This is a genomic window from Staphylococcus sp. ACRSN, from assembly GCF_022346615.1.
Lineage (GTDB): Bacteria > Bacillota > Bacilli > Staphylococcales > Staphylococcaceae > Staphylococcus.
Map to the genome: position 1 here is coordinate 74,161 of NZ_JAKRNS010000006.1, position 24,329 is coordinate 98,489.

General features: G+C 31.5%; 23 protein-coding genes and 1 riboswitch. Of the genes, 6 read left to right on the plus strand and 17 right to left on the minus strand.

Translation table 11 applies throughout. The annotated features are described in order from the left end of the window. The first annotated feature begins 34 nt into the window (after positions 1-34). Together MHZ36_RS07245 and MHZ36_RS07250 are read left to right on the plus strand one after the other, a co-directional pair. Complete coding sequence (locus tag MHZ36_RS07245) at positions 35-508, plus strand: thioesterase family protein (protein WP_239230699.1); 474 nt, start codon at positions 35-37, stop codon at positions 506-508. A gap of 285 nt (positions 509-793) precedes the next feature. Beyond that, complete coding sequence (locus MHZ36_RS07250; RefSeq protein ID WP_239230701.1) at positions 794-1,396, plus strand: hypothetical protein; 603 nt, start codon at positions 794-796, stop codon at positions 1,394-1,396. 163 nt (positions 1,397-1,559) lie between these two features. Here MHZ36_RS07250 and MHZ36_RS07255 read toward each other — a convergent pair whose 3' ends face one another. Further along, positions 1,560-2,708 carry a bifunctional cystathionine gamma-lyase/homocysteine desulfhydrase gene (locus tag MHZ36_RS07255; protein ID WP_239230704.1) on the minus strand — a complete coding sequence of 383 codons (1,149 nt, stop codon included), beginning with the start codon at positions 2,706-2,708 and terminating at the stop codon, positions 1,560-1,562. Then, complete coding sequence (locus MHZ36_RS07260) at positions 2,705-3,607, minus strand: PLP-dependent cysteine synthase family protein (RefSeq protein WP_239230707.1); 903 nt, start codon at positions 3,605-3,607, stop codon at positions 2,705-2,707. Before MHZ36_RS07260 ends, MHZ36_RS07255 begins: the two co-directional genes overlap by 4 nt. 228 nt (positions 3,608-3,835) lie before the next feature. On the opposite strand from MHZ36_RS07260, the gene MHZ36_RS07265 reads away from it, so the two are divergent. From MHZ36_RS07265 to MHZ36_RS07275, 3 genes are all read left to right on the plus strand, one after another. Beyond that, entirely contained in the window at positions 3,836-5,140 is a 1,305-nt protein-coding gene (locus tag MHZ36_RS07265; RefSeq protein WP_239230709.1) for a homocysteine synthase, read from the plus strand. A gap of 295 nt (positions 5,141-5,435) precedes the next feature. Next, positions 5,436-6,191 (plus strand): threonine/serine exporter family protein, encoded by a 756-nt coding sequence (locus MHZ36_RS07270; protein ID WP_275432168.1) that lies wholly within the window; start codon positions 5,436-5,438, stop codon positions 6,189-6,191. Between the two features lie 11 nt (positions 6,192-6,202). Next, entirely contained in the window at positions 6,203-6,661 is a 459-nt protein-coding gene (locus tag MHZ36_RS07275) for a threonine/serine exporter family protein (protein WP_239230713.1), read from the plus strand. Between the two features lie 94 nt (positions 6,662-6,755). Here the strand turns inward: MHZ36_RS07275 and MHZ36_RS07280 are convergent, their stop codons facing one another. The 4 genes from MHZ36_RS07280 to MHZ36_RS07295 all read right to left on the minus strand — a co-directional run bounded on the left by MHZ36_RS07280 (position 6,756) and on the right by MHZ36_RS07295 (position 11,109). Further along, positions 6,756-7,670 (minus strand): ROK family protein, encoded by a 915-nt coding sequence (locus tag MHZ36_RS07280; RefSeq protein WP_239230715.1) that lies wholly within the window; start codon positions 7,668-7,670, stop codon positions 6,756-6,758. Between the two features lie 10 nt (positions 7,671-7,680). Beyond that, positions 7,681-8,616 (minus strand): mannose-6-phosphate isomerase, class I, encoded by a 936-nt coding sequence (gene manA, locus MHZ36_RS07285; RefSeq protein ID WP_239230717.1) that lies wholly within the window; start codon positions 8,614-8,616, stop codon positions 7,681-7,683. A gap of 580 nt (positions 8,617-9,196) precedes the next feature. After that, on the minus strand, positions 9,197-10,021 hold the full coding sequence (locus MHZ36_RS07290) for a MetQ/NlpA family ABC transporter substrate-binding protein (RefSeq protein WP_239230720.1): 825 nt from the start codon (positions 10,019-10,021) through the stop codon (positions 9,197-9,199). A gap of 71 nt (positions 10,022-10,092) precedes the next feature. After that, a riboswitch (SAM riboswitch) is annotated at positions 10,093-10,197 on the minus strand. Positions 10,198-10,344: 147 nt separating this feature from the next. Continuing rightward, positions 10,345-11,109 (minus strand): CPBP family intramembrane glutamic endopeptidase, encoded by a 765-nt coding sequence (locus MHZ36_RS07295; protein WP_239230722.1) that lies wholly within the window; start codon positions 11,107-11,109, stop codon positions 10,345-10,347. 196 nt (positions 11,110-11,305) lie between these two features. Between MHZ36_RS07295 and panE the strand changes: the two genes are divergently transcribed. Continuing rightward, positions 11,306-12,223 (plus strand): 2-dehydropantoate 2-reductase, encoded by a 918-nt coding sequence (gene panE, locus MHZ36_RS07300; protein ID WP_239230900.1) that lies wholly within the window; start codon positions 11,306-11,308, stop codon positions 12,221-12,223. Between the two features lie 215 nt (positions 12,224-12,438). Here panE and galU read toward each other — a convergent pair whose 3' ends face one another. The 11 genes from galU to bioB all read right to left on the minus strand — a co-directional run bounded on the left by galU (position 12,439) and on the right by bioB (position 24,244). Next, a complete protein-coding gene (galU, locus tag MHZ36_RS07305) occupies positions 12,439-13,302 on the minus strand; it encodes a UTP--glucose-1-phosphate uridylyltransferase GalU (RefSeq protein WP_239230724.1) in 864 nt (287 codons plus the stop codon). Positions 13,303-13,410: 108 nt separating this feature from the next. After that, positions 13,411-14,949, minus strand: a complete 1,539-nt coding sequence (locus MHZ36_RS07310; RefSeq protein ID WP_239230726.1) for a glycosyltransferase — start codon at positions 14,947-14,949, stop codon at positions 13,411-13,413. A 229-nt stretch (positions 14,950-15,178) separates the two neighbouring features. Beyond that, on the minus strand, positions 15,179-16,528 hold the full coding sequence (locus MHZ36_RS07315; RefSeq protein ID WP_239230728.1) for a PTS ascorbate transporter subunit IIC: 1,350 nt from the start codon (positions 16,526-16,528) through the stop codon (positions 15,179-15,181). A 19-nt stretch (positions 16,529-16,547) separates the two neighbouring features. Further along, a complete protein-coding gene (locus tag MHZ36_RS07320) occupies positions 16,548-16,832 on the minus strand; it encodes a PTS sugar transporter subunit IIB (RefSeq protein WP_239230730.1) in 285 nt (94 codons plus the stop codon). Positions 16,833-16,837: 5 nt separating this feature from the next. Then, positions 16,838-17,272 (minus strand): PTS sugar transporter subunit IIA, encoded by a 435-nt coding sequence (locus MHZ36_RS07325; RefSeq protein WP_239230733.1) that lies wholly within the window; start codon positions 17,270-17,272, stop codon positions 16,838-16,840. 24 nt (positions 17,273-17,296) lie between these two features. Then, positions 17,297-19,240, minus strand: coding sequence for a BglG family transcription antiterminator (locus MHZ36_RS07330; RefSeq protein ID WP_239230736.1), 1,944 nt, complete (start codon positions 19,238-19,240; stop codon positions 17,297-17,299). Between the two features lie 239 nt (positions 19,241-19,479). Next, on the minus strand, positions 19,480-20,385 hold the full coding sequence (gene coaA, locus MHZ36_RS07335) for a type I pantothenate kinase (protein WP_239230738.1): 906 nt from the start codon (positions 20,383-20,385) through the stop codon (positions 19,480-19,482). Between the two features lie 183 nt (positions 20,386-20,568). Further along, entirely contained in the window at positions 20,569-21,300 is a 732-nt protein-coding gene (locus MHZ36_RS07340) for an amino acid ABC transporter ATP-binding protein (RefSeq protein ID WP_239230740.1), read from the minus strand. Beyond that, positions 21,297-22,016: an amino acid ABC transporter permease gene (locus tag MHZ36_RS07345; protein WP_239230902.1), complete on the minus strand. Its 720-nt coding sequence runs from the start codon at positions 22,014-22,016 to the stop codon at positions 21,297-21,299. Before MHZ36_RS07345 ends, MHZ36_RS07340 begins: the two co-directional genes overlap by 4 nt. Beyond that, entirely contained in the window at positions 22,000-22,800 is an 801-nt protein-coding gene (locus MHZ36_RS07350) for an amino acid ABC transporter substrate-binding protein (protein WP_239230741.1), read from the minus strand. Before MHZ36_RS07350 ends, MHZ36_RS07345 begins: the two co-directional genes overlap by 17 nt. 457 nt (positions 22,801-23,257) lie before the next feature. Continuing rightward, positions 23,258-24,244, minus strand: a complete 987-nt coding sequence (gene bioB / locus MHZ36_RS07355) for a biotin synthase BioB (protein ID WP_239230743.1) — start codon at positions 24,242-24,244, stop codon at positions 23,258-23,260. Between the last annotated feature and the right edge of the window lie 85 nt (positions 24,245-24,329).

The following is a 24,329-nucleotide window of genomic DNA, read 5'->3' on the forward strand; positions in this document are numbered from 1 at the left end:
TATATAATAGCATTATTTTAGGAGGCGTATTTAGGTGACAGAATCTTATATTTATAACAATACTGTACATCCTGATTGGATTGATCATAACCAACATTTACATGACGCAAAATATTATGACTTATTTAGTGATGCAGTCGTTGGTTTTTTTGAATCAGTAGAATTATCTAAAGACTATAGAAACGATTTAAACGTTACAATATTCAGTCTAGAAGCACATATTTCATTTTTAAAAGAATTATTGGTAGAAGAACCTTTTTATATCAAAGTACAACTGCATGATTTCGATGAAAAGCGCGTGCATTTATTTTTAACAATGTATAATACGAATGATGAACGCTGTGCTACATATGAAGTAATGATGATGGCTGTTGACTTTCAAACAAGAAAAAGCACCACTTTCCCTACTGAAGTTTATGAAAAAATTGCAAACTATTATCAGCAACAAACTTCATTTGATCAACCTAATCAATTAGGTCATGTCATAGGGATTCCCAAAAAGAAATAATATTAAAGTAAGCAAAGCCGTCTGATATGATAGTCAGATGGTTTTTTATAAATACCATTTAATTGCTTCATAAATAACAAAAACAGTTCCTCGATGATTAGCTTAATAAACACTCATTTAACTTTCTATAATATCAATTATAGATTTCTAAATCACTTCACGATTTTCACTCAAAATAAAATATTATCATATATTTACATATAAAGAAGTTTGCAAATCTTTAGATAATCATTAAAATAATATGAAAGAAGTACATAATTTCTAAATAAATAGGAAGTGGTAATTATGAAACGTACTGAAAGAAACAAGCGTGAATACGAGGAAGATAGAAGATTAGAAGAAAGTCATTATTATAATGAGCGAGATCAAAGACGAGAGCAACAATTAGAGTATGAAAATGAAAAATCTCATAAATCTAAAAAATGGTTAATCGCTATTATTATTGTTCTAGTTGCTATCGTTGCCGTATGTTTAACACTGTTCTTCATTCATAAAAATAGTACTGTATCAAATGATACTAACCAACATGCAACAGAACAACATGAAGGTAACCAACCGAATGCATCCAATGACTATCAACAACAGACACAGTCAAGCGACATTAATAACCAAATTAATAATGCAAAAGATAAAATTCAAAACAACAAAAATAGTGAAGCAATTATCAATAACCTACAACAAAAAATAGACAGTTTAAAAAATAACGAACACAATACTACTGATAAATCACTAACAGAAGATTTTCAACAACAAGCAGATAAATTAAAAGAAGCAAACAATGCACAATTAAATAATGAAGATCAATCTAAGGTGAATCAGTTATTAAGTGACATCGATCAGAAATTGAGTTCAATCAAGGATAAAATAAATACACTATTTGATAAATAGTTACTATAAAGCTCAAGAGACCAGGACATAAATATTCAATCTCAAAATAAGCGAACCAATAATACGAAAAATATCGTAAATTAAAAGCCAGAAAATGACTATAAAACTCATTTTCTGGCTTTTTTAGTGTTTATCTCCTAGTTATTCGCTATTTCCTAGGAAATTATTCATTAACAGCGTCTAAAGCTTGTCTTAAATCATCTACTAAATCTTGTGTATCTTCAATACCAACAGAAAGACGTATCAATCCATCAGCAATGCCTTCTTTTTCTCTAATATCCTTTGGTATAGACGCATGTGTCATCAAAGCGGGAACCGATATTAAACTCTCCACAGCGCCTAAACTTTCAGCTAAAGTGAAATATTGTGACTTCCGAATCACAGATTTTGCAAGTTCAATATCTTTGACTTCAAATGCTACTACACCCGTATGACCATCTGCTTGATTCTTATGCACATCATGATTTAAATGTGTCTCAATACTTGGGTGGAATACTTGTTGTACCGATGGATGTGCTTGCAACATTTCAATGATTGCTAAAGTATTTTTTTGTACTTGTTCCATACGTAAACCTAATGTTTTAATACCTCTTATTAATAAATAACTATCTTGTGGACCAAGTACACCACCAGTTGAATTTTGAATGAATCCAATTCGTTCTGCTAAGTTTGCATCCTTTGTAGCAATTAAACCACTAACAACATCACTGTGACCGCCTAAATATTTTGTTGCAGAGTGTAAAACAATATCGATACCAAATTCTAATGGATTTTGGAAATAAGGTGTCATAAATGTATTATCTACAACCGAAATTAATTGATGACGTTGTGCAATTTCCGCAGATTTTTTTATATCTGTTACACGCAATAATGGATTGGATGGTGTTTCGATATATAACATTTTAGTTTCTGGTTTGATGTATTGTTCAACTTTAGTAATATCTGTAGTATCTATAAAGTCCACATCTATACCATATCGTGTAAATACCTTTGTTAATGCTCTATATGTCCCACCATAAACATCTGAGTTTAATAGTAAATGATCACCTTTATCCAACAACATAATTACAGCAGAAATTGCTGCCATACCAGAACCAAATGCAAATCCAAATTCTCCTTGCTCTAAATCTGCAATCAAACTTTCAAGCGCACTTCTTGTTGGATTTGCTGTACGAGAATACTCATACCCTTGTCTTAAATCTCCAATTTCATCTTGCATATACGTGCTTGTTTGATAAATTGGCGTTGTTACTGCACCAGTATACGGATCAGTAGTTAGTCCCCCATGTATTAATCTTGTTTTTTTATTCATTTCACATTCTCCTTATAATCAAATATTTGCTTCGACATATAACGATCGCTACCATCAGGGAATATCGTGACAATAATCCCTTTATTGATATGTTTTTTCACTTCCAATGCGCCTTGTAAAGCTGCTCCTGAAGAACTACCAACTAGTAGACCCTCATCTTTTGCCAACTGTTTCACATTTCGAAATGCATCAACATCTGAAACTTTTATAATGTCTGAAATTAAGTCTTTGGACAAAAAGTTAGGCCATGCTTCAGCGCCAATGCCTTCAATATCATGTACGTGTTGTTCTCCACCACTCAAAATAGAGCCCTCTGGTTCAACAATTACATTATCGACATTATATTGAGACAAGTGTTGAGCTACCCCGGTAAATGTACCACCAGATCCAACACCACTTACAAAATAATTAATTTCAGGTAATGATGAGGTAATTTCTTTCGCTAAAGAATTCACATATGCTTTCGGATTCAAATCAGATTCAAATTGATTCACGTAAAATGCGTTGTTTTCCTGCGCAAATTTGTATGCTGCTTCTCTTGCTCCCCGCATACCATCTGCACGACGAGTCCTGTTAACGTTCACACCAAGTGCTTTCATAATTGAAATTTTTTCTTCCGAAAATCCTTCTGGCGCGAAAATTACACAACGTAACTTAAAATGATTCGCAGCTATAGCTAAACCAATCCCTGTATTTCCTGCTGATGCATCAACAATTGTATCGCCTTCTTGAATGTAATTATCTTCTATTGCTTGTTCCACTAAAAATTTCCCTAGTCTATCTTTAATACTTCCACCAGGGTTAAACTGTTCTAACTTGGCATATATTTGTATATCCTCGTCACTAAATGTTTCTAATAATACCAATGGTGTATTACCAATCAAGTCATACGCTATCATTTTAGTCCTCCATAATGGCTTGAAATTACGTTGTAATTCATTCCCTACTATACAGATAAGGATTATATACAAAAACAGTGTGTTTTGCAACTTATTTACATAAAAATATTGTGATTAGTCACTCCAAATCAATTCCTACTTAATAAGTAAGAAAAACCTTGTAAATGAACGAGCAGTCTAGTATAGTCTAATTATCAGAAAATTCTAAAAATAGGAGGAGTACAATATATGACTAAGAATCAATGGCATTTAGATACCTTATCAATTCACGGTGGACAAGAAGTAGATGATTTTTCAAAATCAAGAGCAGTACCAATTTATCAAACTTCAAGTTATGTCTTCGACAGCACAACACATGCACAAAATTTATTTTCACTCGCAGAGCCTGGTAATATTTATACACGAATCATGAATCCTACGCAAAATGTTTTTGAAGAACGAATCGCCGCTTTAGAAGGTGGGATTGGCGCGTTAGCGACCTCATCTGGGCAGGCAGCAATTCATCTAGCTCTATTAAATATTGTAGAATCCGGTGATGAAATCGTCGCTTCTTCAAATTTATATGGTGGTACATACAATTTATTGAACATTACCTTTAAAAAATTAGGAATCAAAGTTCACTTTGTGGATCCTAGCAATCCAAATAATTTCAAAAAAGCCATTACAGATAAAACGAAGGCTGTTTATGCTGAAACTATTGGTAATCCAAGAATAGATGTTCTAGATATTGAAGCAGTAGCAGAAGTGGCACATGAACATGGTGTGCCATTAATTGTAGATAATACTTTCCCTACCCCTTATTTATTACGTCCATTTGAGTTTGGTGCAGATATTATTGTTCACTCAGCTACTAAATTTATCGGTGGACATGGCACATCTATTGGCGGTGTTATAGTGGATAGTGGAAATTTCAACTGGGATAACGGTAAATTCCCTGGTTTAGTAGAACCAGATGAAAGTTATCACGGCGTATCGTATGTTAACGATGTTGGTGCAGCTGCCTACATTACTAAGGCACGTGTACAACTTTTACGTGATTTGGGTTCTGCAGTTTCCCCATTTAATGTACATGAATTTTTAATTGGTTTAGAAACGTTACATTTAAGACTTGAACGTCATTCAGAAAACGCATTAAGTGTTGCACAGTATTTAGAGCAACATCCAAATGTAACTTGGGTAAATTATCCAGGACTAGAAAGCAATAATTATTATGAATTGGGTCAAAAATATTTACCTAAAGGCCAAGGTGCCATCTTAACATTTGGTATCGATGGTAGTGTCGATGATATTGCTAATTTTGTAGAAAATTTACGTTTATTCTCACATCTTGCAAATGTTGGAGATTCAAAATCTTTAGTTATTCATCCAGCTAGTACAACACATCTTCAATTGTCACCAGAAGAACAACAAGCATCAGGTGTCGTTCCTGAACTTGTTCGATTATCCATAGGTACTGAAAATATTAACGATATCATTTCTGATCTCGATCAAAGTTTATCTAAAGCTTTGAATACAAATAAAGTTTCTGAATAATGATTCACACATATAATTTCTAAGTAATAAATGTTCACTGTCATGAATAAAGTTACTTAATAAGCGTCTAAGACATACCTGTCTGGACGCTTTTAATTTGTTCAAACCGCTCATTGCTTCTCTAGTCATTACTTATGATTTAAACTTCCCCTATCAGGTCAGTCTCCGTTCACACAACCCACAGTCTACCTTCATCAAAAATCACTAATTATATACATATATTAAAAAATATTTTGAAATTAACACTCAATATTGGGATAATAACGATAATCATTTGTTTAAAAGGGAGGGACCAATGGTGCAGCAAACAAAGGACAAAATAACAATACAAGTTATTCTACTGGCTGGTAAAATATTACTTTCCTCAGGTGCCGAAGTTTCAAGAGTAGAAGATACAATGCGTCGCATGGCCATATGTATGGGTTACTATCAGAGCCAAGGTTATGTAATTAATGTTTTTATTAATTTTTCATTAAGCGCAGAACATGATACACGTATTTTAAGAATTGATAAAAATATTACTAATTTACTTAAGATATACCAAGTAAATTCCATATCTCGTCAACTAACGAATAATCATATATCTATCGAAGAGGCTTTTGAACAATTAAAGCATATTGATCATAGTTCAGTGTCTATCAAACTATGGAAAAAGGTTATTGCCGCTGGTATTATTTCTCTATGCTTTTTATATTTACAAGGTGGTACATGGCCTGAAATGATTACTACTTTATTTGCTGGCGCTATTGGTTTCTATATCGTGGAATTAATGCAAAGTAAATCACTAACAATGTTTATACCAGAATTTGTTGGATCGTTTATCTTAGGTACAATAATTATTTTCGGATCTCATATCTTTCATATAGAAAAAACCTTTGGACCCGCAATGATTGCTTCCGTAATGCCTATCGTGCCTGGTGTATTAATTACAACTGCAATTCAAGATTTATTTGCACGCCATATGCTTATGTTTACTGCCAAATTTTTAGAGGCACTTGTCATTGCATTTGCAATTGGATCCGGTATTGCTATTGCATATGTTACATTTTAAGGAGGACCATAATGACTATTATTTTCACATTTATATGTAGCTTTTGTGCATCTTATTTTTTTAATGTCATTTACGATGCACCAAAAAAATTATTTATTCCAGCTGGTTTTGCTGGTGCAATGGGTTATATGGTTTACTTTATATTGATGGAAAACTTTCATATGGATAGTATTTATACAAGTTTACTCGGTAGCTTAACATTAGGTTTGATAAGCCATATTATGAGTCGAATATTTAAAGCGCCAGTAGTTATTTTCATGATTCCTGGTATCATCCCTTTGGTTCCTGGTAGTATTGCGTTTAGAGCTACGCAACAACTTGTCACTTTACAATTTACAGATGCAACAAATACTTTTATTCGTGCAATTCTTATTGCCGGTGCAATCGCTTTAGGATTACTGATATCTGATCAGTTATCTAAAACTTTAAATATTCGTAAACTCTGGGCTATAAAAAGAAATAGATTATAAAAAAGACTTCACACATTATCTGATACAAACAATATAAAGGATAAAAGTCACTTTATATATATTGTTCCATTTTGTGTGAAGTCTTTTTGTATTACTAGTTTATAAAGTACAAACCAGTTAACACGTTAGCTTCAAGGCTACTGATATCTATTTGAATTGAACTATTTTGAATAAGGTGATGCTTGCGAATGTACGCACCTAAAGTTTCTTTATATGGCAACGGACTCTGCGTTACACCACCACCTAAAACAATATGATAAATATTAAAGATACTAAAGATGTTATTACATAGTTGCTGCGTTAAATTAATAACCTCGTCTACCATTTTAAATACCGCTTCATTGTCATGTTGCATATACATATTAATTGCTTCACGTGTTGTCACTGGTCTTTCCAATAATGTACTTGCTTTTCTACTAATCGCTAATCCTGAAATTTCATTTTCTACACAACCATACTGATGACAAACCGGACATTGATAATCACTATTATTTTTTATCACTGTATGTCCAATTTCTCCAAAGTTACCGTCCACTCCAGAAATCAATTTTCCATCTTTAACATATGCCATACCAACACCTGTACTAATGGTTAGATATACAAAGTCATTCGCTTCTGATTTTATATATTGATATTCTGCTAATGCTGCGGCATCTGTATCATTTACAAATTTCGGACTAAATTGACTGTGCTGTGTAATGTACGCCCCCGCATTGAATTGATTATACTGCTGTAAATTAGGAGGATTTAAAAACAACCCCTTTGTATAATCACAAGGTCCAGGCATTGCGATATTTAGTACATTTGTTTCAATATCTTCATATGATTCCACAAATTGATTAGCATAATTAATAATCTGTGCAAATTGTTGCTCCGGACTTTCTTTAATCGTTTCAAATTTATTACTATCAATAATATCAAGTTCCTCATTGACGACACCAACGATGGTCTTTGTGCCTCCAATATCCACACATAATTTCAACATGTCTCCACTCCATTTCTCATTCATACTCTACAACCTACACATAACTTGTAATTAGTGTTAATTCTCCTGTAATTATTATATCTATATCTTCTGCTGTAAGGATAAAGTGATTACCTTTAGTCAAATCATACTGCGCACCATTCACATTGATCGTCCCCTTACCTTCAATGACAGAAAACAATACATAACTTTGCGGTTTTTCATATGTCAATTCACCTAATATTTGCCAACGTGATACTGTGAAAAATGAATTCGATACAAATTCTGTATAAGTTTGACCTTGTATCGTCGAGTCTTTAGGTACCGTATTAGGCGAAGCATTATTTAAGTCGATTACTGCTTTACTTTGTTCAAGGTGCAATGCTCTTTGATTACCTTCTTTATCTGTTCGATTATAATCATAAATACGATATGTCGTATCAGAAGATTGTTGTGTCTCCAAAATTTGTATACCCTCACCTATAGCATGCACTGTTCCCGCAGGTACATAATAAAACTCTCCAAGTTTAACTTTGACCCGTTTAAATAAACTTTCAAACGCTCCTTCATCAATTAAGCGGTTTAATTCTTCATTATCATTAGTATTTACACCATATATAATTTCTGCATTTTCTTTAGCATCTAATATATACCAACATTCAGTCTTACCATACTCACCTTCATGTGCTAATGCATAATCATCATTTGGATGCACTTGTACAGATAACTTATCATTCGCGTCTAATATTTTAGTAAGCAATGGAAATTTGTTCTCTTTAGGATTACCAAATAAGGCACTATCTTCTTTCCATACTTGGTCTAAAGTTTTTCCTTTATGCGGACCATTTTTGATTGTATTTGGACCATTTGGATGTGCTGAAATTCCCCAACATTCTCCAGTATGATCACTAGGAATTGTGTAATCAAATGATTTCAATCCACTGCCTCCCCAAATGCGTTCTTTAAATTCTGGCTCTAAAAATAATACCATTTGTTTATACCTCCGCTATATTTCTTTTAATATTTTAAAAATGTCATCTTTATTCTGTGCATCAATTAACTGCATTCTCGTGTCATCATTCATCAATTTACGGCCTAACCATTGAAAATGTAATTTTAGGAATTAGTGTTCATTTTCAATCAAATCAATATATACCATGCTTTTATTAATATATACTTCAATACCTACAATATATGTTCTTATCACTTATATTGTAGGTCTAATTTATTTTAGTAGCAAGTTTCAATAAAATAATTTTTTATAAAATAAAAAGAAACCGAGATATAAAATTCTTATCAATTGAAAAAAGACAATTACTATTAAAATATTATAGAAATTACATTTTCATTATTAATTTAGTTTATGAATACAACGTATTTTAGCGAGACGCTTGAGGGAACAGGACAAGCTGAATACTACAGGCTGAAGCTGTCCCCTAAGCAAGCGAGCTAACAATACGAAATATTGATAATAAAGAAGCACTCAGATAAATTTGATTAATTCATCTGAGTGCTATTTTTCTGGAATTTATGTCCCATACTTTTTCTATGAAATTTATATTTAGATAATATTATTTTTTACTTTCATATGGTATAACATCTTGACCATATTCTTTTTTAATAAATGACTTCATATCATCCGATTGTAATACTTTTAACAATGTTTGGTATTTTTTATCATCTTTATGCCCTTTTTGAACAGCAATTATATTAGCAAATGGAGATGATTTCCCTTCAACTGCAATTGCATCTTTGTGCGGAGTTAATCCATTATCAATGGCATAATTAGAATTCATAATAACTGCTGCGCCTTCTTTACTTTTATATGTTTTAGGTAAAAATTCTGCACCTTGCTTATTATTAAATTTAAGTTGTTTTTTATTTTCGACTATATCTTCAAATTTAGCATCTTCAATTTTGACACCTTTTTTAATTTTAACTAAACCTTTATCAACAAAGAATGATAAAAATCTTCCCTCTTCAGCAGGATTGTTTGATACATAAATAGTTGATCCTTTTGGTATATCTTTAATATCTTTATATTTTTGACTATATACTCCCATTGGCGTTGTAAATACTTTACCAACCTCTTCAATATTATAGTTATGGTCTTTTCTTTCCGCTTTAAGGTACGGTACATGTTGGAAGAAATTCGCATCCACATCACCTTTATCTAATAATTTATTTGGAACTTTATAATCATTAACTGTCTTTATTTTTAAATTGTAACCTTTTTTCTCCATTGCTTCCTTAGCGTGTTCCAATACTTCACCATGAGGTGCTGGCGATGCTGCTATCGTTATTGTTTTATTGGCCTCATTTCCACTAGATTTTCCACAAGCAGTTAAGACACTAATTAAACCTATGAGTAAAAGCGTATATGTAATTTTCTTCATGCTATTCTCCTTTTCTACATATATAAAAAATACCTTCTCTTTAATTTTTTAAAAGAGAAGGTATAATACTTCTCTCATCTTCGAAAGCTTTACACTTTCTGTGAATTAGCACCATTTCGATTAACGACGGTTGCTGGGTTTCATCGGGCACATCCCTCCACCACTCTAGATAAGAGTTTTAAATATGTAATTTAATTTATTTAATCCTAGCATTCTACTCATATTTAGTCAATATAATTTTTAGAATTTTCTGTACAATTAGTAATAAACTGCTTTATAACAATACTTTGTTCCATGTGAAACACCTAAACCATACTTGATTATTAAAAATGATTCATAATAACCATTGCGCAATAAGCAACCAAATTATTCAATGCATGTAATCCAATCGCTACAGATAATTTTTTCCCTGTCTTTAAATAAACAAATGCAATACCTATAGCAATCAATAGATACATTACAATTTCTAATGGTGATTTAGCTTCAGTAACATGTAATGAGGCAAATATGATTACTGATATTATAGACATTATAATAAAATTAAATTTTTTCCCTAATTCACCTATAAGTAAGTGTCGAAATAAAAATTCTTCGGTTACTGGTGCAATAATCACTACTGAAAAGAATGCTAAAATCGTAGAAAATGGTGTCACAAACATTTGTTCAATCAATTTATCATTTTCTGTTTCTTCAAATTTCCATGCTTCTGGCGCAAATATATTAACTAATTCTGGATAAATTACCTTTAATATAAATAATACAATAAACGTTACGATTATTAATTTCCAATAGTGTTTTATATTTTTTATCCCATTCATTAATTGTTGTTTAAATGAATGTCTATAGAACAATATCCAAATACCAAACAACACAATAAAAACCATAAGCTCAATAATTTGTTGTACGCTATCAAATATTTGTCCTTCAAAAAATGATGTTCGCCAACCTATAACAATGCTTATTATTAGAGCCAAAACCATATATATTATAGAAAATAGAATTGAACTGATAAAATAAATTACTGGTAAAGTAAAGTCTAACCATTTAACATCTTTCCATTTATATGTATATGTATTTTTAAATTTCATATTTTTTCTCCTTTCACACTTAAAAATAACACAAAAATTATATTGTATACATAGTTTTTTTATACCAATAGCTATTTTTCAAATACTATATAATTACTAATTATTACCATGAGCATTTTATATGCATAGATGTATCTTAATAGTGGTATAGAAGTATTAAATCTAATAATACATATTTATGGGGAGTTGTTTGATGATGCGAATTCTAGTTTTAGGTGCAGGTGGAATCGGAGGATACTTTGGTGGTCGTCTCGTTGAAAATGGAAAGCACGTCACTTTTTTAGTTCGCCCTAAACGAAAGTCATATCTTGAAAGAAATGGTTTAACAATCCATAGTGAAAATGGTGATTTTACTTTTAACCCTAATCTTATTACTAAGCATGATCATGTAGAACCATTTGACGTTGTATTGCTTTCTTCAAAGTCATACCATCTTGAACATGCTATAGATGATTTAAAACCTTTTATCCATCATAATTCAACAATTATACCTTTGTTAAATGGAATCGCGCACATACCAAAATTACAATCTGCATTTAATGCAAAACGTATCATGGGAGGTTATTGTGTAATTGAAACAACATTGAACACTTCTGGTGAAATAGTGCATACGAGTAATTTTGATAAGCTTTATTTTGGTGAATTAAATGGAGAAGACAGCGAACGTGCAAAGCTTATACAAGATGTTTTCTCTAATACAAAGGCGTCATTCATAATGAGTACAGACATAACTCAAGGCATGTGGCATAAATATTTAATGATTACAGTACTTTCTGGAATCACAACGTTAATGCACGCGCCCATAGGACCAATTAGAGATAGTTTAGGTGGCACTGCATTTATTGAAACGTTATATAATGAAGTAGCTGCAATCATGCGTGCTGAAGATGCACCTATAGATAAGGACATTGTTTCAAAATATATGAAATCACTTAATCAATTATCCTATCACTTTAAGACTTCTATGCAACGTGATATGGAAAAAGGTTTCAATATAGAAGCTGATCACTTACAAGGCTATTTACTTACACTAGCTAAACAACATAATATTGATGCACCAATTTTAACTACAATTTATCAAAATCAAAAGGTATACAAAGAAATGTTAATGTGACTTTTGACGTGTAATCGCAATAACTAACATGTTGCTAATAAGAATTATCTTAAATTTCCCGTCAAAAGATGAACAATATAGCGGCGTAATGTACCATAAAAATAATAAAGAGAGTGAGACAGAAATCATTTAAAAATTGATTTCTGTCTCACTCTCTTATTTTAAAAATTGATGTTCTAAATCATTTAAATGATCTGATCAAGTACTTAATGATTTTATAAATTTAATGATTTTATATAGTCAATTACATCTTGTGACATTTCATCATTATTTAATGCAAATTGTATCGTTGTTTTAACAAAACCTAATTTCTCACCAACATCGTAACGTTCACCTTTAAAGTCATATGCATATACTTTGTCTTTATTATTTAAGCGTTCAATTGCATCTGTCAGTTGGATTTCTCCACCAGCACCGATTTCTTGTTTCTCTAAATAGTCAAATATTTGTGGTGTTAGTACATAACGCCCCATAATTGCTAAGTTTGATGGTGCAGTACCTGCTTTTGGTTTTTCTACAAATTTATTAACACTAAATAAACCTTCATTAGACGATTCAGGATCAACAATGCCATATCTATGTGTTTCATTTTCTTCAACTTGTTGTACACCGATTATTGATTTTCCTGTTTCTTCATATTGGTTCATTAATTGTTTTATTGCAGGCGTTTCAGATTGGACAATATCATCACCAAGTAAAACTGCAAATGGTTCGTTACCAATAAATTGTTTAGCAGACCAAATGGCATGTCCAAGTCCTTTTTGTTCTTTTTGTCTTACATAAAACATATTAGCTAAATTACTAGAATGTTGTACTTCATCTAGTAATTTTTGTTTACCTTTTTCCTCTAAAATCATTTCTAATTCTTTTTGATTGTCAAAGTGGTCTTCAATTGCTCTTTTATGTTTTCCTGTAACAATTATAATGTCTTCAATTCCTGCTTCAACAGCTTCCTCAACTATGTATTGAATTGTTGGTTTATCTAAAATAGGTAACATTTCTTTAGGCATTGCTTTGGTAGCAGGTAAAAATCTTGTTCCTAATCCAGCTGCTGGTATAATTGCTTTTTTGATTTTCATTTTTCTCTCTCCTCTATAAGTAACTACAAACAATTTTCATCTTTTTATTTAAGTGTTTATTTCATATATTTATACGTCTCAATTGAAGTAAACTATGAAATACTATTATTATTTCATTCTAACAAAAAACTTTTCTAATTTAGACTTTTTATGCGCTAATGTTTTTAATAAATTCTTATAATTTTGAACAGCCGTTTTATATTTCAATCGTTCATTCGTCTCCACTTTAGTCAGTGGTTGTTCAACAATTTGTGCCATTTTTCTAGCAAAAGCATCAATATCATTAGGTTCAACTAAATATCCTGTTTTACCTTCTTCGATGATTTCTCTTGGACCATACTTAACGTCATAAGAAATAACTGGACAACCTGCATCAATACTTTCCATAATTGTTAATCCAAATCCTTCATAATTGCTTGTTAGTAATGAGGCTTTTGAATTTTTAAATTCTAATAATGGATTATTTGTAAATTCATTGATTTCAATAAAGTCATTTAATTTATATAAATCTATTAAATCTTGGATCATTTGTAGTTGTCCTGCTTCGTCCTTACCAAACATAACCAATCGCGTCGTATAGCCAAGTTGTCTAAAACGATGATATGCCTTAATTAAATGATCTAATTGCTTTTGTTCCCCAAACCTTCCAATATAGATAAAACGATCTTGCACTTCGCTTTTATCATATTTAGGTGGTTGTCGCAGTGTGAAATGTGGAATAACTGCAAATTTATCATCAGCAATTGTATACATACTTTGAATATCATTTTTTTGATGGTTTGTTAATACTAAGAATTTCGTCACTTTTTCATTATGTGTTAATGCATACTTGTATGAACCTTTAACCTCGCCATTATTCAAATGAGAATTATGAAATACCAATACATTTTTTGTATCGTTTTTTTGACTTAATAACGGTCTATCTAATAATCTTGCATCATTAAATACGATATCTCCATCCGTTAAACGTTCTTCCAAATAATATTGGAATAATTGTTTTTCTGTAGAAAATGCTTTATACATCCTGCCATCTTTATAAAGTTGTATGAGTAATAACGTCGTTTTCCCATCATCAGCAAAGAATTTTTCACAGTATTTATGCCCATCTCTATCATAAAATTTTTCTGCGATTTTCCCATATCGCTTAGTAGAAAAATATGTTTTCTTATGTAGTTGTCCAAATTCATTATAATGCCATCGCTCAACTCGCTTTTTAGAGTATGGTGTCATAAAATCCTCGAAATCTAATATATCACTCCCTGTTTTAAACTTGCGGTATAGTACATATGTATCACCATCATAATAGCGAACGATATCTTGATTATTCGTATTGATTTTTTCTTTTAATCCTTTAATTTTACGACTTGTTTTATAATATTTCGCTTTTTTTCTATGCTTAGCATTTGGCTCATATAATAAATTATTCCCAGCTAACCAATCATAAACATTTTCTACTTTAATATTTGCACCCAATTTGCCAGATTCGATAAAACTTTCAATAACTTGGTGGTAATCTGCATTGTAATTCGTCGTTAAAATGGTGTTCGATGCAGAAAGTTCTTTATTCATTAACTTCACACGACTTAATAACGACTTAGTTCTACCTCCATGTACTGGAGGTAGAGTCGATGTAATTGTATACAACACTATCTCTCTCCCTTGTATCACTAAATTCAATAATATTTTTATTCTACCACGTTATGCATGTTATTTATATTTTTTTATTAATCACAACATTGTTTTTATTAAAATATCTGCACATTATATCAATTACCAAGTTTAATCACACAATACTTAAATAAAAAGACATAAAAAGAGCCTAAGATATATTCTTAGACTCCTATATATTTTAATTTATGAAAACATTACAAATGTTTTATTTATCACTTTGATTAACGCGTTTTTGGAATAATATTGCAATAAGCGCTACAAGTATAATTAATACAACAATACCAATTAACCCTAAATATTTGGCAATATTACCAAAGATAATACCAACTACTAGAAAATCTGTATCAGAAAATGTAGTTGCTGCGCCACCTAAATCTCCTAAAAATGGTAAGAATAACATTGGTAAAAAAGTAATCAGTAAACCGTTTAACGCTGCACCTGCAACAGCACCGCGAATACCACCGCGCGCATTACCAAATACACCTGCAGTGGCACCTAAGAAGAAATGTGCCACAACACCTGGCAAGATAACTACGCCCCCAAACAAGAATAATACAAACATACCTAATACACCCACAATAAAGCTAACAAAGAAGCCAATTAATACGGCGTTTTGTGCATATGGGAAAACTATAGGACAATCTAATGCTGGTTTGGTATTTGGTACTAACTTTTCAGAAATACCTTTAAATGCCGGTACTATTTCTGCAAGAATTAAACGTACACCTGTTAAAATGATAAACACTCCAGCCGCAAAGGTAACCCCTTGTATTAATGAAAAAACAATAAAGTTTTGTCCTTTACTAATTTCATTATGTACATAATCTGGTGTTGCAAATAATGAAGCTATAAAATAAAGTGCAATCATTGTTAGTGATATACTAATCGTACTTTCCCTTAGAAAACTTAATCCTTTAGGAAAATTGATTTCTTCAGTAGATTTTGATTTCCCTTTAAATAACTTACCAACTTGTCCTGCTGCCCAATAGCTAACCGTACCAAAATGCCCTAAAGCAACTTGATCATTACCTGTAATCTTCCGCATCGTAGGCTGGGCCAACGCTGGTAAAATAGCCATAATTAATCCTAATATAACTGATCCTATAATAACCGTCATTGTTCCTGTTATATGGCCTACAGACAATAATATTGCTAAAAATGCAGCCATATAAAAAGTATGGTGACCTGTTAAAAATATATACTTCAAGTTTGTTACACGTGCAATAATAATATTAACAATCATTCCAAACATCATAATTAATGCAGCAGTTGTGCCATATTTTTCCAATGCAATCGAAATAATTGCTTCGTTATTAGGTACTACACCTTGAACACCAAATGCATGCTGAAATATTTTTCCAAATGGTTCTAAAGATTGTGTGACAACATTGGCACCAGCACTTAAAACTAAAAATCCTAATATTGTCTTTATAGTTCCCGAAGTAACATCCGCCGCTGATTTCTTTTGTACTATCAAACCAATCAATGCAATTAAAGCAACTAGTATTGCTGGTTGACTTAATATATCAACAATAAAATCAAGTATCGGTTTCATCCAACTACCTCCCAACTTGTTATAAAATATTCAACGTTTTTAATTTGTCATTTAATTTCTCCTGGAGTTCCTCTTTATCCAGAATATTATCTAATACGATTACATCACCTAAACTTTTAGTATTTTCTTCTAAATCTCTTCCACATATAAACAAATCTGCCATGTCAGGACTTGCCGACATTACATCACTGTGTTCAACTTTAATATCTGAAGGCGCATTTAATTGCTTCAATGCCTCTTGGGCATTCATCTCAACCATAAAACTACTTCCTAAACCATGACCACATACTACTAAGATTTTCATATTCATCATTCTCCTTTAAAAATATTTAAAATTTCGTTTTCTGTTGTTGCATCTATTAATTTGTTAACTGTTTCTTTATCACTTAATAATAAAGCTAATTTCCTAAGTATTTCTAAATGTCCATCATTGTCCACAGCACTTAATACAAAGATTAAACTTGCATAATGATTATCTTGAGAAAAATTAATATGTTGATTTAATTTCAATAGACTTAATCCCACTTGCTTTACATCTTCACTGGGTCTTGCATGCGCAATAGCTATTTCTGGTGCAATAACAATATAAGGTCCAAGTTCTTTAACACTATTAATCATTGCGTCAATATAACCTGTTTCAAAATAACCTTGATTGAGCAATGGCCGTGCTGCGATATCTATTGCTTTTTCCCAACTATCTACTTTTTCGTTAATCTGAATTTTATCTAACGATAATATTTCCAAATCCTTTGTCCCCCCTTTAATTTGCTATGATTTACTAACCTCATTAATACATTTAATAATCTGCTCCTTATCTCCCGACAACATCACATTTCTTGCCTCATCATCCATTATTAATTCACTCAATTGCCGCAATGCATTCAAATGAACTTGAGGTTGTTTAGTAGCTAATGTGACAATGATGTAAACCGGATCGTAAGTATTGTGATCGAATGTAATACCTTCTTTATAATGGATAAAACTAAATCCTACCGATTTAGTCACATGATCATGATTTGCATGAATCAATGCGATATGAGGACTAATAACCATATAAGGTCCAAATGTATCTAACTGTTTCATAATGTCATCAGCATATACACAATCTACGATACCGTCATCTTCTAATAATTTGACACTTTGTCTAATAGCTATATCACGTGAAACCCACTTTTGTTGGGTTAAAATTCTAGAATCTAATAACACATCTTTTAAATTAGGACCGATACGCTTTGTTTCATCTACATACTTTTCACGTGCATTATTTATAATTTCATTCAGTTGTCGGCGATCATTTTTGTTTAAAAATGGACTCACTTTAACAATAGGTACGGTCGCTTGCTCAAAAGGTACCGTGGAGATAATATAATCTATGCCTTCATGTTTTATTAAAGTATCAGTTACTTCATAAATTGAATACGCATCAACTACTTCCAACTCGGGATAAATATGGTCTAATCTACTTTTCAATAATTGTGATGTTCCAATGCCAGAACCACATAACAGTATGACTTTTATCGTCTTAGAATCTTGCTTACTAATACGTTCCATTGCCGAAGCAAAGTGTAACGTAATATACGATAATTCATCTTCAGTAAATGAGACGTGAAATTGTTCTTCAATTCCCCAGATATGACGTTTAATACTATCTATTAACTGAACATATTCCTTTTGAACTTCATTTTTAAGAGGATTTGGATGACTCATCTCAAATTGTAAACGGTGAATAGCTGGTCTTAAATGAACAATTAAACCAGTCAATAATTTATTATCTACCATTAAATCAATTCCCAAGTCTCCACTCATTCTTTCAATTAATTGCTCAACCATTATTTCTAATTCATCTAATTCACTATTGTTTCCACTAATATCTGAAGTCTTAGCTCCTAATAAATGCAAAGTAATAAATGCGGCTTCACTTTTTGGAAAGCTAATATTAAAAATCTTTTCAAGCTGTGTTTGAATTTGCTTAGCCACGATAAATTGACTTGTTTGAGCTAATTTTTCATATTCTGCTAGTGGGATGTCGAATGTAAAATCTTCTTTAGTTCGATGAATGGCTATTAGTATATGGTATATCAAACCATCGATAGCGCTTTGGACAAGTTGATACTGCGTTTTAAATAATGTCTCTGTCACCGTACGTCGTATAGATTCTAGTTCTTTATTTGAAAATAATTGTTGTCCAATATTAGGTGTATGTGTTTGGAAATATACATTCACTCTATCTGCATAAGCTTTTCTATAACGTGCTTCATCACCTTTAATTACAAACCCTTTATTTTTTATATATTCAAGTTGTAAAGATTGTGATTCTACCCACGTTTGCACACGCTTTAAATCTTCAACTATTGTTCTTCTAGATACAGAAACCAAAGTTGCTAAAGATTGAGAAGATGTTGGTTCAACTGATTCAAAAAGTTTTAAAATAATGTAAAGTACACGTTCCTCTTTCGAATAATGCATAGAGATATTAGAAAAACGTTGTGTCTCTTTATTCAGAAAATTTGAATGCGTAACAATTCTAACGCCTTCATTTTTATTCCGTGTTATCTTTAGAGACAATTGTTCCGCCATACTTTCCAAATATTCTAAATCATATTGGATTGTCCTTTCAGAAATATTAAATTGTAATGCCAATTTATGAATAGTGATAAAGCTTTCTTTTTCCAGTAAGAAAGTTAATATTTGTTGCTGTCTTTTACTTAACACATCAGCAACCTCCTTACACTTTTATTGTAAACGCTTTCTTTAAGTTGTGGATGTGTAAAGTAATTCGTTTATGAATACGAAAAATTTCACATCTAATTAGAAAGTTAATTTATCGTAACATAATCTAAATATTTCTAAATTTATTCACTTTGTATATTGCTCAATAACTAATTAACTATCCTTTTTAATCAGTTCAAAATAAAAGCAGTACCTCACACGATTTAGAGGCACTGCTTTTATTATATTTTTTGAAAATGTAAATAATCTATTTCATGATTAGTATCTTTGTGAAGTACTAAATCTGCTCTTTTTTTAGTTGGCATAATATTTTTCTTTATATTCACTTCATTGATTGATTGCCAAATATCAAGTGCCAACTTTTTAGTTTCATTATAATCCAAATCTTTATATTGATAAAAATGTGACTGTTCATTTTGAAATGCTTCTCTCTGTAATTTAAAGAAACGCTGAACATACCATTGCTTCATTTGATCAATTTCTGCATCTAAATATATTTTATAATCTAAATAATCACTCACTAATTCCTCTGAATAATTATTAGTTTGAAAAATATTAACGCCTTCTATTATTAATACATCAGGTTGATTAATATCATGATATGCATCTTGAAGTCTATCATAAGTCAGATGTGAATATGTATACGTAGGTACATTAGGCATGCCACTTTTAATTTTATTTAAATCTTTAATTAACGCTTCAGTTTCATAACTTTCTGGAAATCCCTTTTTAGACATTAAATCTTTTTCTAATAAAACTTTTTTAGGATAGATATAACCATCTGTTGTTATTAACTCCACATTCCAATCGGGATTGTATGAGCGCATAAGTTCTAATAATAACCTAGACATCGTACTTTTCCCTACTGATACTCCACCAGTAATTCCAATGATAAATGGTAGTGGCTTTCGTTCTTTCAACATATTATCTTGCACGAATGAAACAAATGATTTATCTACTTTTATCTTCTCAGTCAAATATTGAACAAGTGGTATGTATACATCATTGATTTCTTTTTGTGTAAGCTTATCATTCAAACTCACAATTTTATTTAGATCTAGTTGTTTTGTTTCAATATTTTTAGAAAAAGTGTTTTGTTGCCATTCATTTCTTGTAAAGTGAATCACTTTCATTAGCTCCCTTTAGACATACCGATTATATATTCTAACTGCATCTAACACTTAGTAAGATTGTACGCCGTTAATTTTATATTTTCGTTCAATTAGATTCAAAGGTATTTTATCACACAATAGAAAAAACATCCTTAGCAATGGACTTGCCTCCATTTGCTAAGGATGTTTTTATTTATGTTAAACTTCGTTTAAAATATTTAGAAATTTTTGTAGTTCTGTAGTTTCAGGATGATTAAAGATTTTTTCAGGTGATCCTTGTTCAGCAATTACGCCATCATGAATAAAAACAATCTTATTAGAGACTTCTCTAGCAAAACGCATTTCATGTGTTACGATGACCATCGTCATACCTTCATTAGCTAAATCTTTGATTACACGTAATACATCATTAACTAATTCAGGATCCAAAGCTGAAGTCGGTTCGTCAAACAACATGACCTTTGGATTCATTGCCAGTGCACGTGCTATAGCGACACGCTGTTGTTGTCCACCCGATAATGCATTTGGACGTTGATCTTTTACTGCAGTAAGACCTACTTTTTCAAGTAAAATCAGTGCTTGCTTTTCCGCTTCTGGTTTCTTCACCTTTTTAACGGTAATAAGACCTTCCATTACATTTTCTAATGCCGTCTTATGTGGGAATAAATTATAGCTTTGAAATACCATTCCTGATTGCTTTCTAACAGTGATTTGAGACTTCTTATCATCATTTTGATAAGATGATCCATTTACATATACAATACCGTCTGTCGGTAATTCTAATGCATTCATCATTCTAAGTAATGTTGTCTTACCAGAACCTGATCTACCAATCAATGTAACAACTTCACCCTTATCCACTGTTAAATCGATACCTTTAATAACTTCTTGATTATCGAATGATTTTTTTATATTTTTTAATTCAATCATGAGCGGTACCCTCTTTCAAGATAAGATTCGTAGAAGTTTTGTACGATTGAAATGATAAAACAAACTACCCAATACATCAATGCTACTAAACAATAAATTGTTAGATACTCGTACGTTGTCGAAGCAACCTCTTGCGACTTTCTAAACATTTCTCCTACGAGAATAAAACCTAATAGTGAAGTATCTTTAATTAAACTTAAAAATGTATTACCTAGCGCAGGTACTGAAACACGTATTGCCTGTGGCAAGATGATACGTTGCACAGTTTGACGGTAATTCATACCAATAGAATATGCAGCTTCAGTCTGTCCTTTTGGAATCGACATAATACCACCACGAATAATTTCCGATGCATATGCACCAACATTAAGGGACAAACCAATAATAGCTGCAATGACTGGTGCTAAGGTCCATTGATTATCTGAATCATTTGTGAGTAAACGTCCTAATTCTGGAATACCGTAAAAGATAATGAATAACTGAACAATCATCGGTGTTCCACGGATAATTGAAATGTAAAAACGGGCAATTCCTCTTAGTATTTTACTCGTCGAAATTCGCATCAAGGCAGTGATTAATGCAATTACAAGTCCCAATACAAATGTTACTAATGTAATTGGAATTGAATACTTCACTAACCCTTCAAGCATAGGTAAAAAAGCTTGACCTGCAGCATCTATTGCATGCTGCTGCTCATCATTAAGGTTTAGAAACATCTTCGCCAAACCATTTCTTACTTATTTTAGCTAATTCACCATTATCTTTTAATTTCTTAATTGCTTTATTTACCTTTTCGATTGTTTTATCGTCTTCTTTTTTAGTGAAAGTAAATGCAGACTGACTCTTCTCAGCATTACCTTCAATTGCTTTTACTTTAGCATTAGGTTTTTGCTTTTTATAATCAAGGTATGAAACATTATCGTTAAATGTTCCATCTACACGGTTTGATTGCAATAAATCCATAGATTGATTAAAACCGTCAACTTTAGTTAGCTCTGCGCCTTTAGATTTTGCTAATTTACCATAGTTAGATGTAAATGTTTGTGCTAATTTTTTCCCTTTTACATCATCAAATGATTTGATATCTTTATTATTTTTATTCACTACCAATACTGCTTTTGAATAAGTGTATGGCTCTGAAAATTTATATTTCTCTTTACGTTCTTTATTAATACCTACTTGGTTAGCTATTACATTAAAACGTCCTGAATCCAATCCTGCAAACATTGAATCCCATTGTGTTTCTTTAAATTTAACTTTATAACCCATTTCTTTTGCTACTGCTCTCATCACTTCAATATCGTAACCTGTTAACTTATCTTTTTTATCGTGATATGTGAACGGCGCATACGTTCCTTCTGTTCCAACAACAAATGTTTTATCTTTACTAGCGGTTTTAGTCTTGTTATCGCTACTTTTCTTATCAGAATCATTATTGCCACATGCGGCTAACGCCAACACTAAAACTAATGTAATGACACTATACAAAATCTTTTTCATTTCCTAACCCCTATTCTTATTAATCTAATCGGAATAAAAGTATTCTATTCCTAAGATCGTATTTAGTCAATAACTTTTTAACAAAAATGGTCATTAATTTTTAACTACCCTTTATTCATATGAATTAACACGGACCACTTTATAATAATAATCAGCCCACACATATAAAATAACAGTATATGACACAATCATTTTATAATTATGTAGAAACGATTCTAATTTATGATTTCTATAAAAATATCATCATTCACTTTCCACAGAAATGATTACGAAAATTTTTTTCATTTTTCTTTCGAGTACAAAACAAATTAAACAGAGGTACTTTATGTTCAAAAAGTTTTACAATCTAAAAAATAGACAAACCAAATGCAGTTACCCACATATAGTTTGTCTACATTTTGAGACTATAATCGCGTAAATCACTCAAACATATAGTACTTTACTGTATAAATACATACTACTTCTGCGTCTCAGGCACTAAATTATCATAATCAATTTCAAATCCCATATCTTTAATCATGTCAAAATCTAATTTATTAGGTTGACCACCAGTAATCAAGTAGTCCCCTACAAAAATTGAATTCGCAACCATAAGTGACATAGATTGTAGTGCTCTTAAATTAACTTCTCTACCACCAGCAATCCTAATTTCTTTCGTCGGATTAACCAATCTAAATAGTGCTAAAATACGCATACATTTCATTGGTGTTAAGTCATCCATTTCTCCAAACTTTGTCCCCTTAATCGGATGTAAAAAATTAATAGGAATACTGTCAGCATCAATCTCTTTAAGTGCAAATGCCATATCTACTCTATCTTGCAAACTTTCACCCATTCCACAAATCACACCTGAACAAGGTGAAATATGATGCTTTTTCATTGTTTCTACCGTATCAACACGCTGCTGATATGTATGTGTAGACACCACATTACCATGATAATTTTCACTTGTATTTAGATTATGATTGTATCTATCGACACCCGCATTTTTCAACTTTGAGGCATGTTCATCTTTAGCAATACCTAAACATGCACAAATTTTCAATTGAGGATGTGAGGCTTTAATATCCTTAACTGTATCTGCTATATAATCTACTTCTTTATCACTCGGTCCTCTACCGCTCATTACAATGCAATATGTACCAATATTATTATCATGTGCCACTTCAGCACCTTCAGAAATTTTATCCTTCGAAACTAAACCATAGCGTGTTTTTTTCTTCATATCACGCGATTGTCCACAATAACCACAATCTTCTGGGCAAATACCACTTTTCGCATTTAAAATCATATTTAATTTAACCTTATGTCCATAATAGTATTTACGTAATTGATACGCTTCATCTACTAACGCTAAGGTATCAATTGAGTTGTCTGTATATATTGCATATGCCTCTTCTGGAGTTAGTGTTTCACCTTTTAAGATACGATTCGCTATATTCAATTTAATTCCCCCTACTTTAATTTATGAAAAGTATATCACTAATGTAAACTAATTTCATTATTAAGTTTACATTAGTGTGTTATAA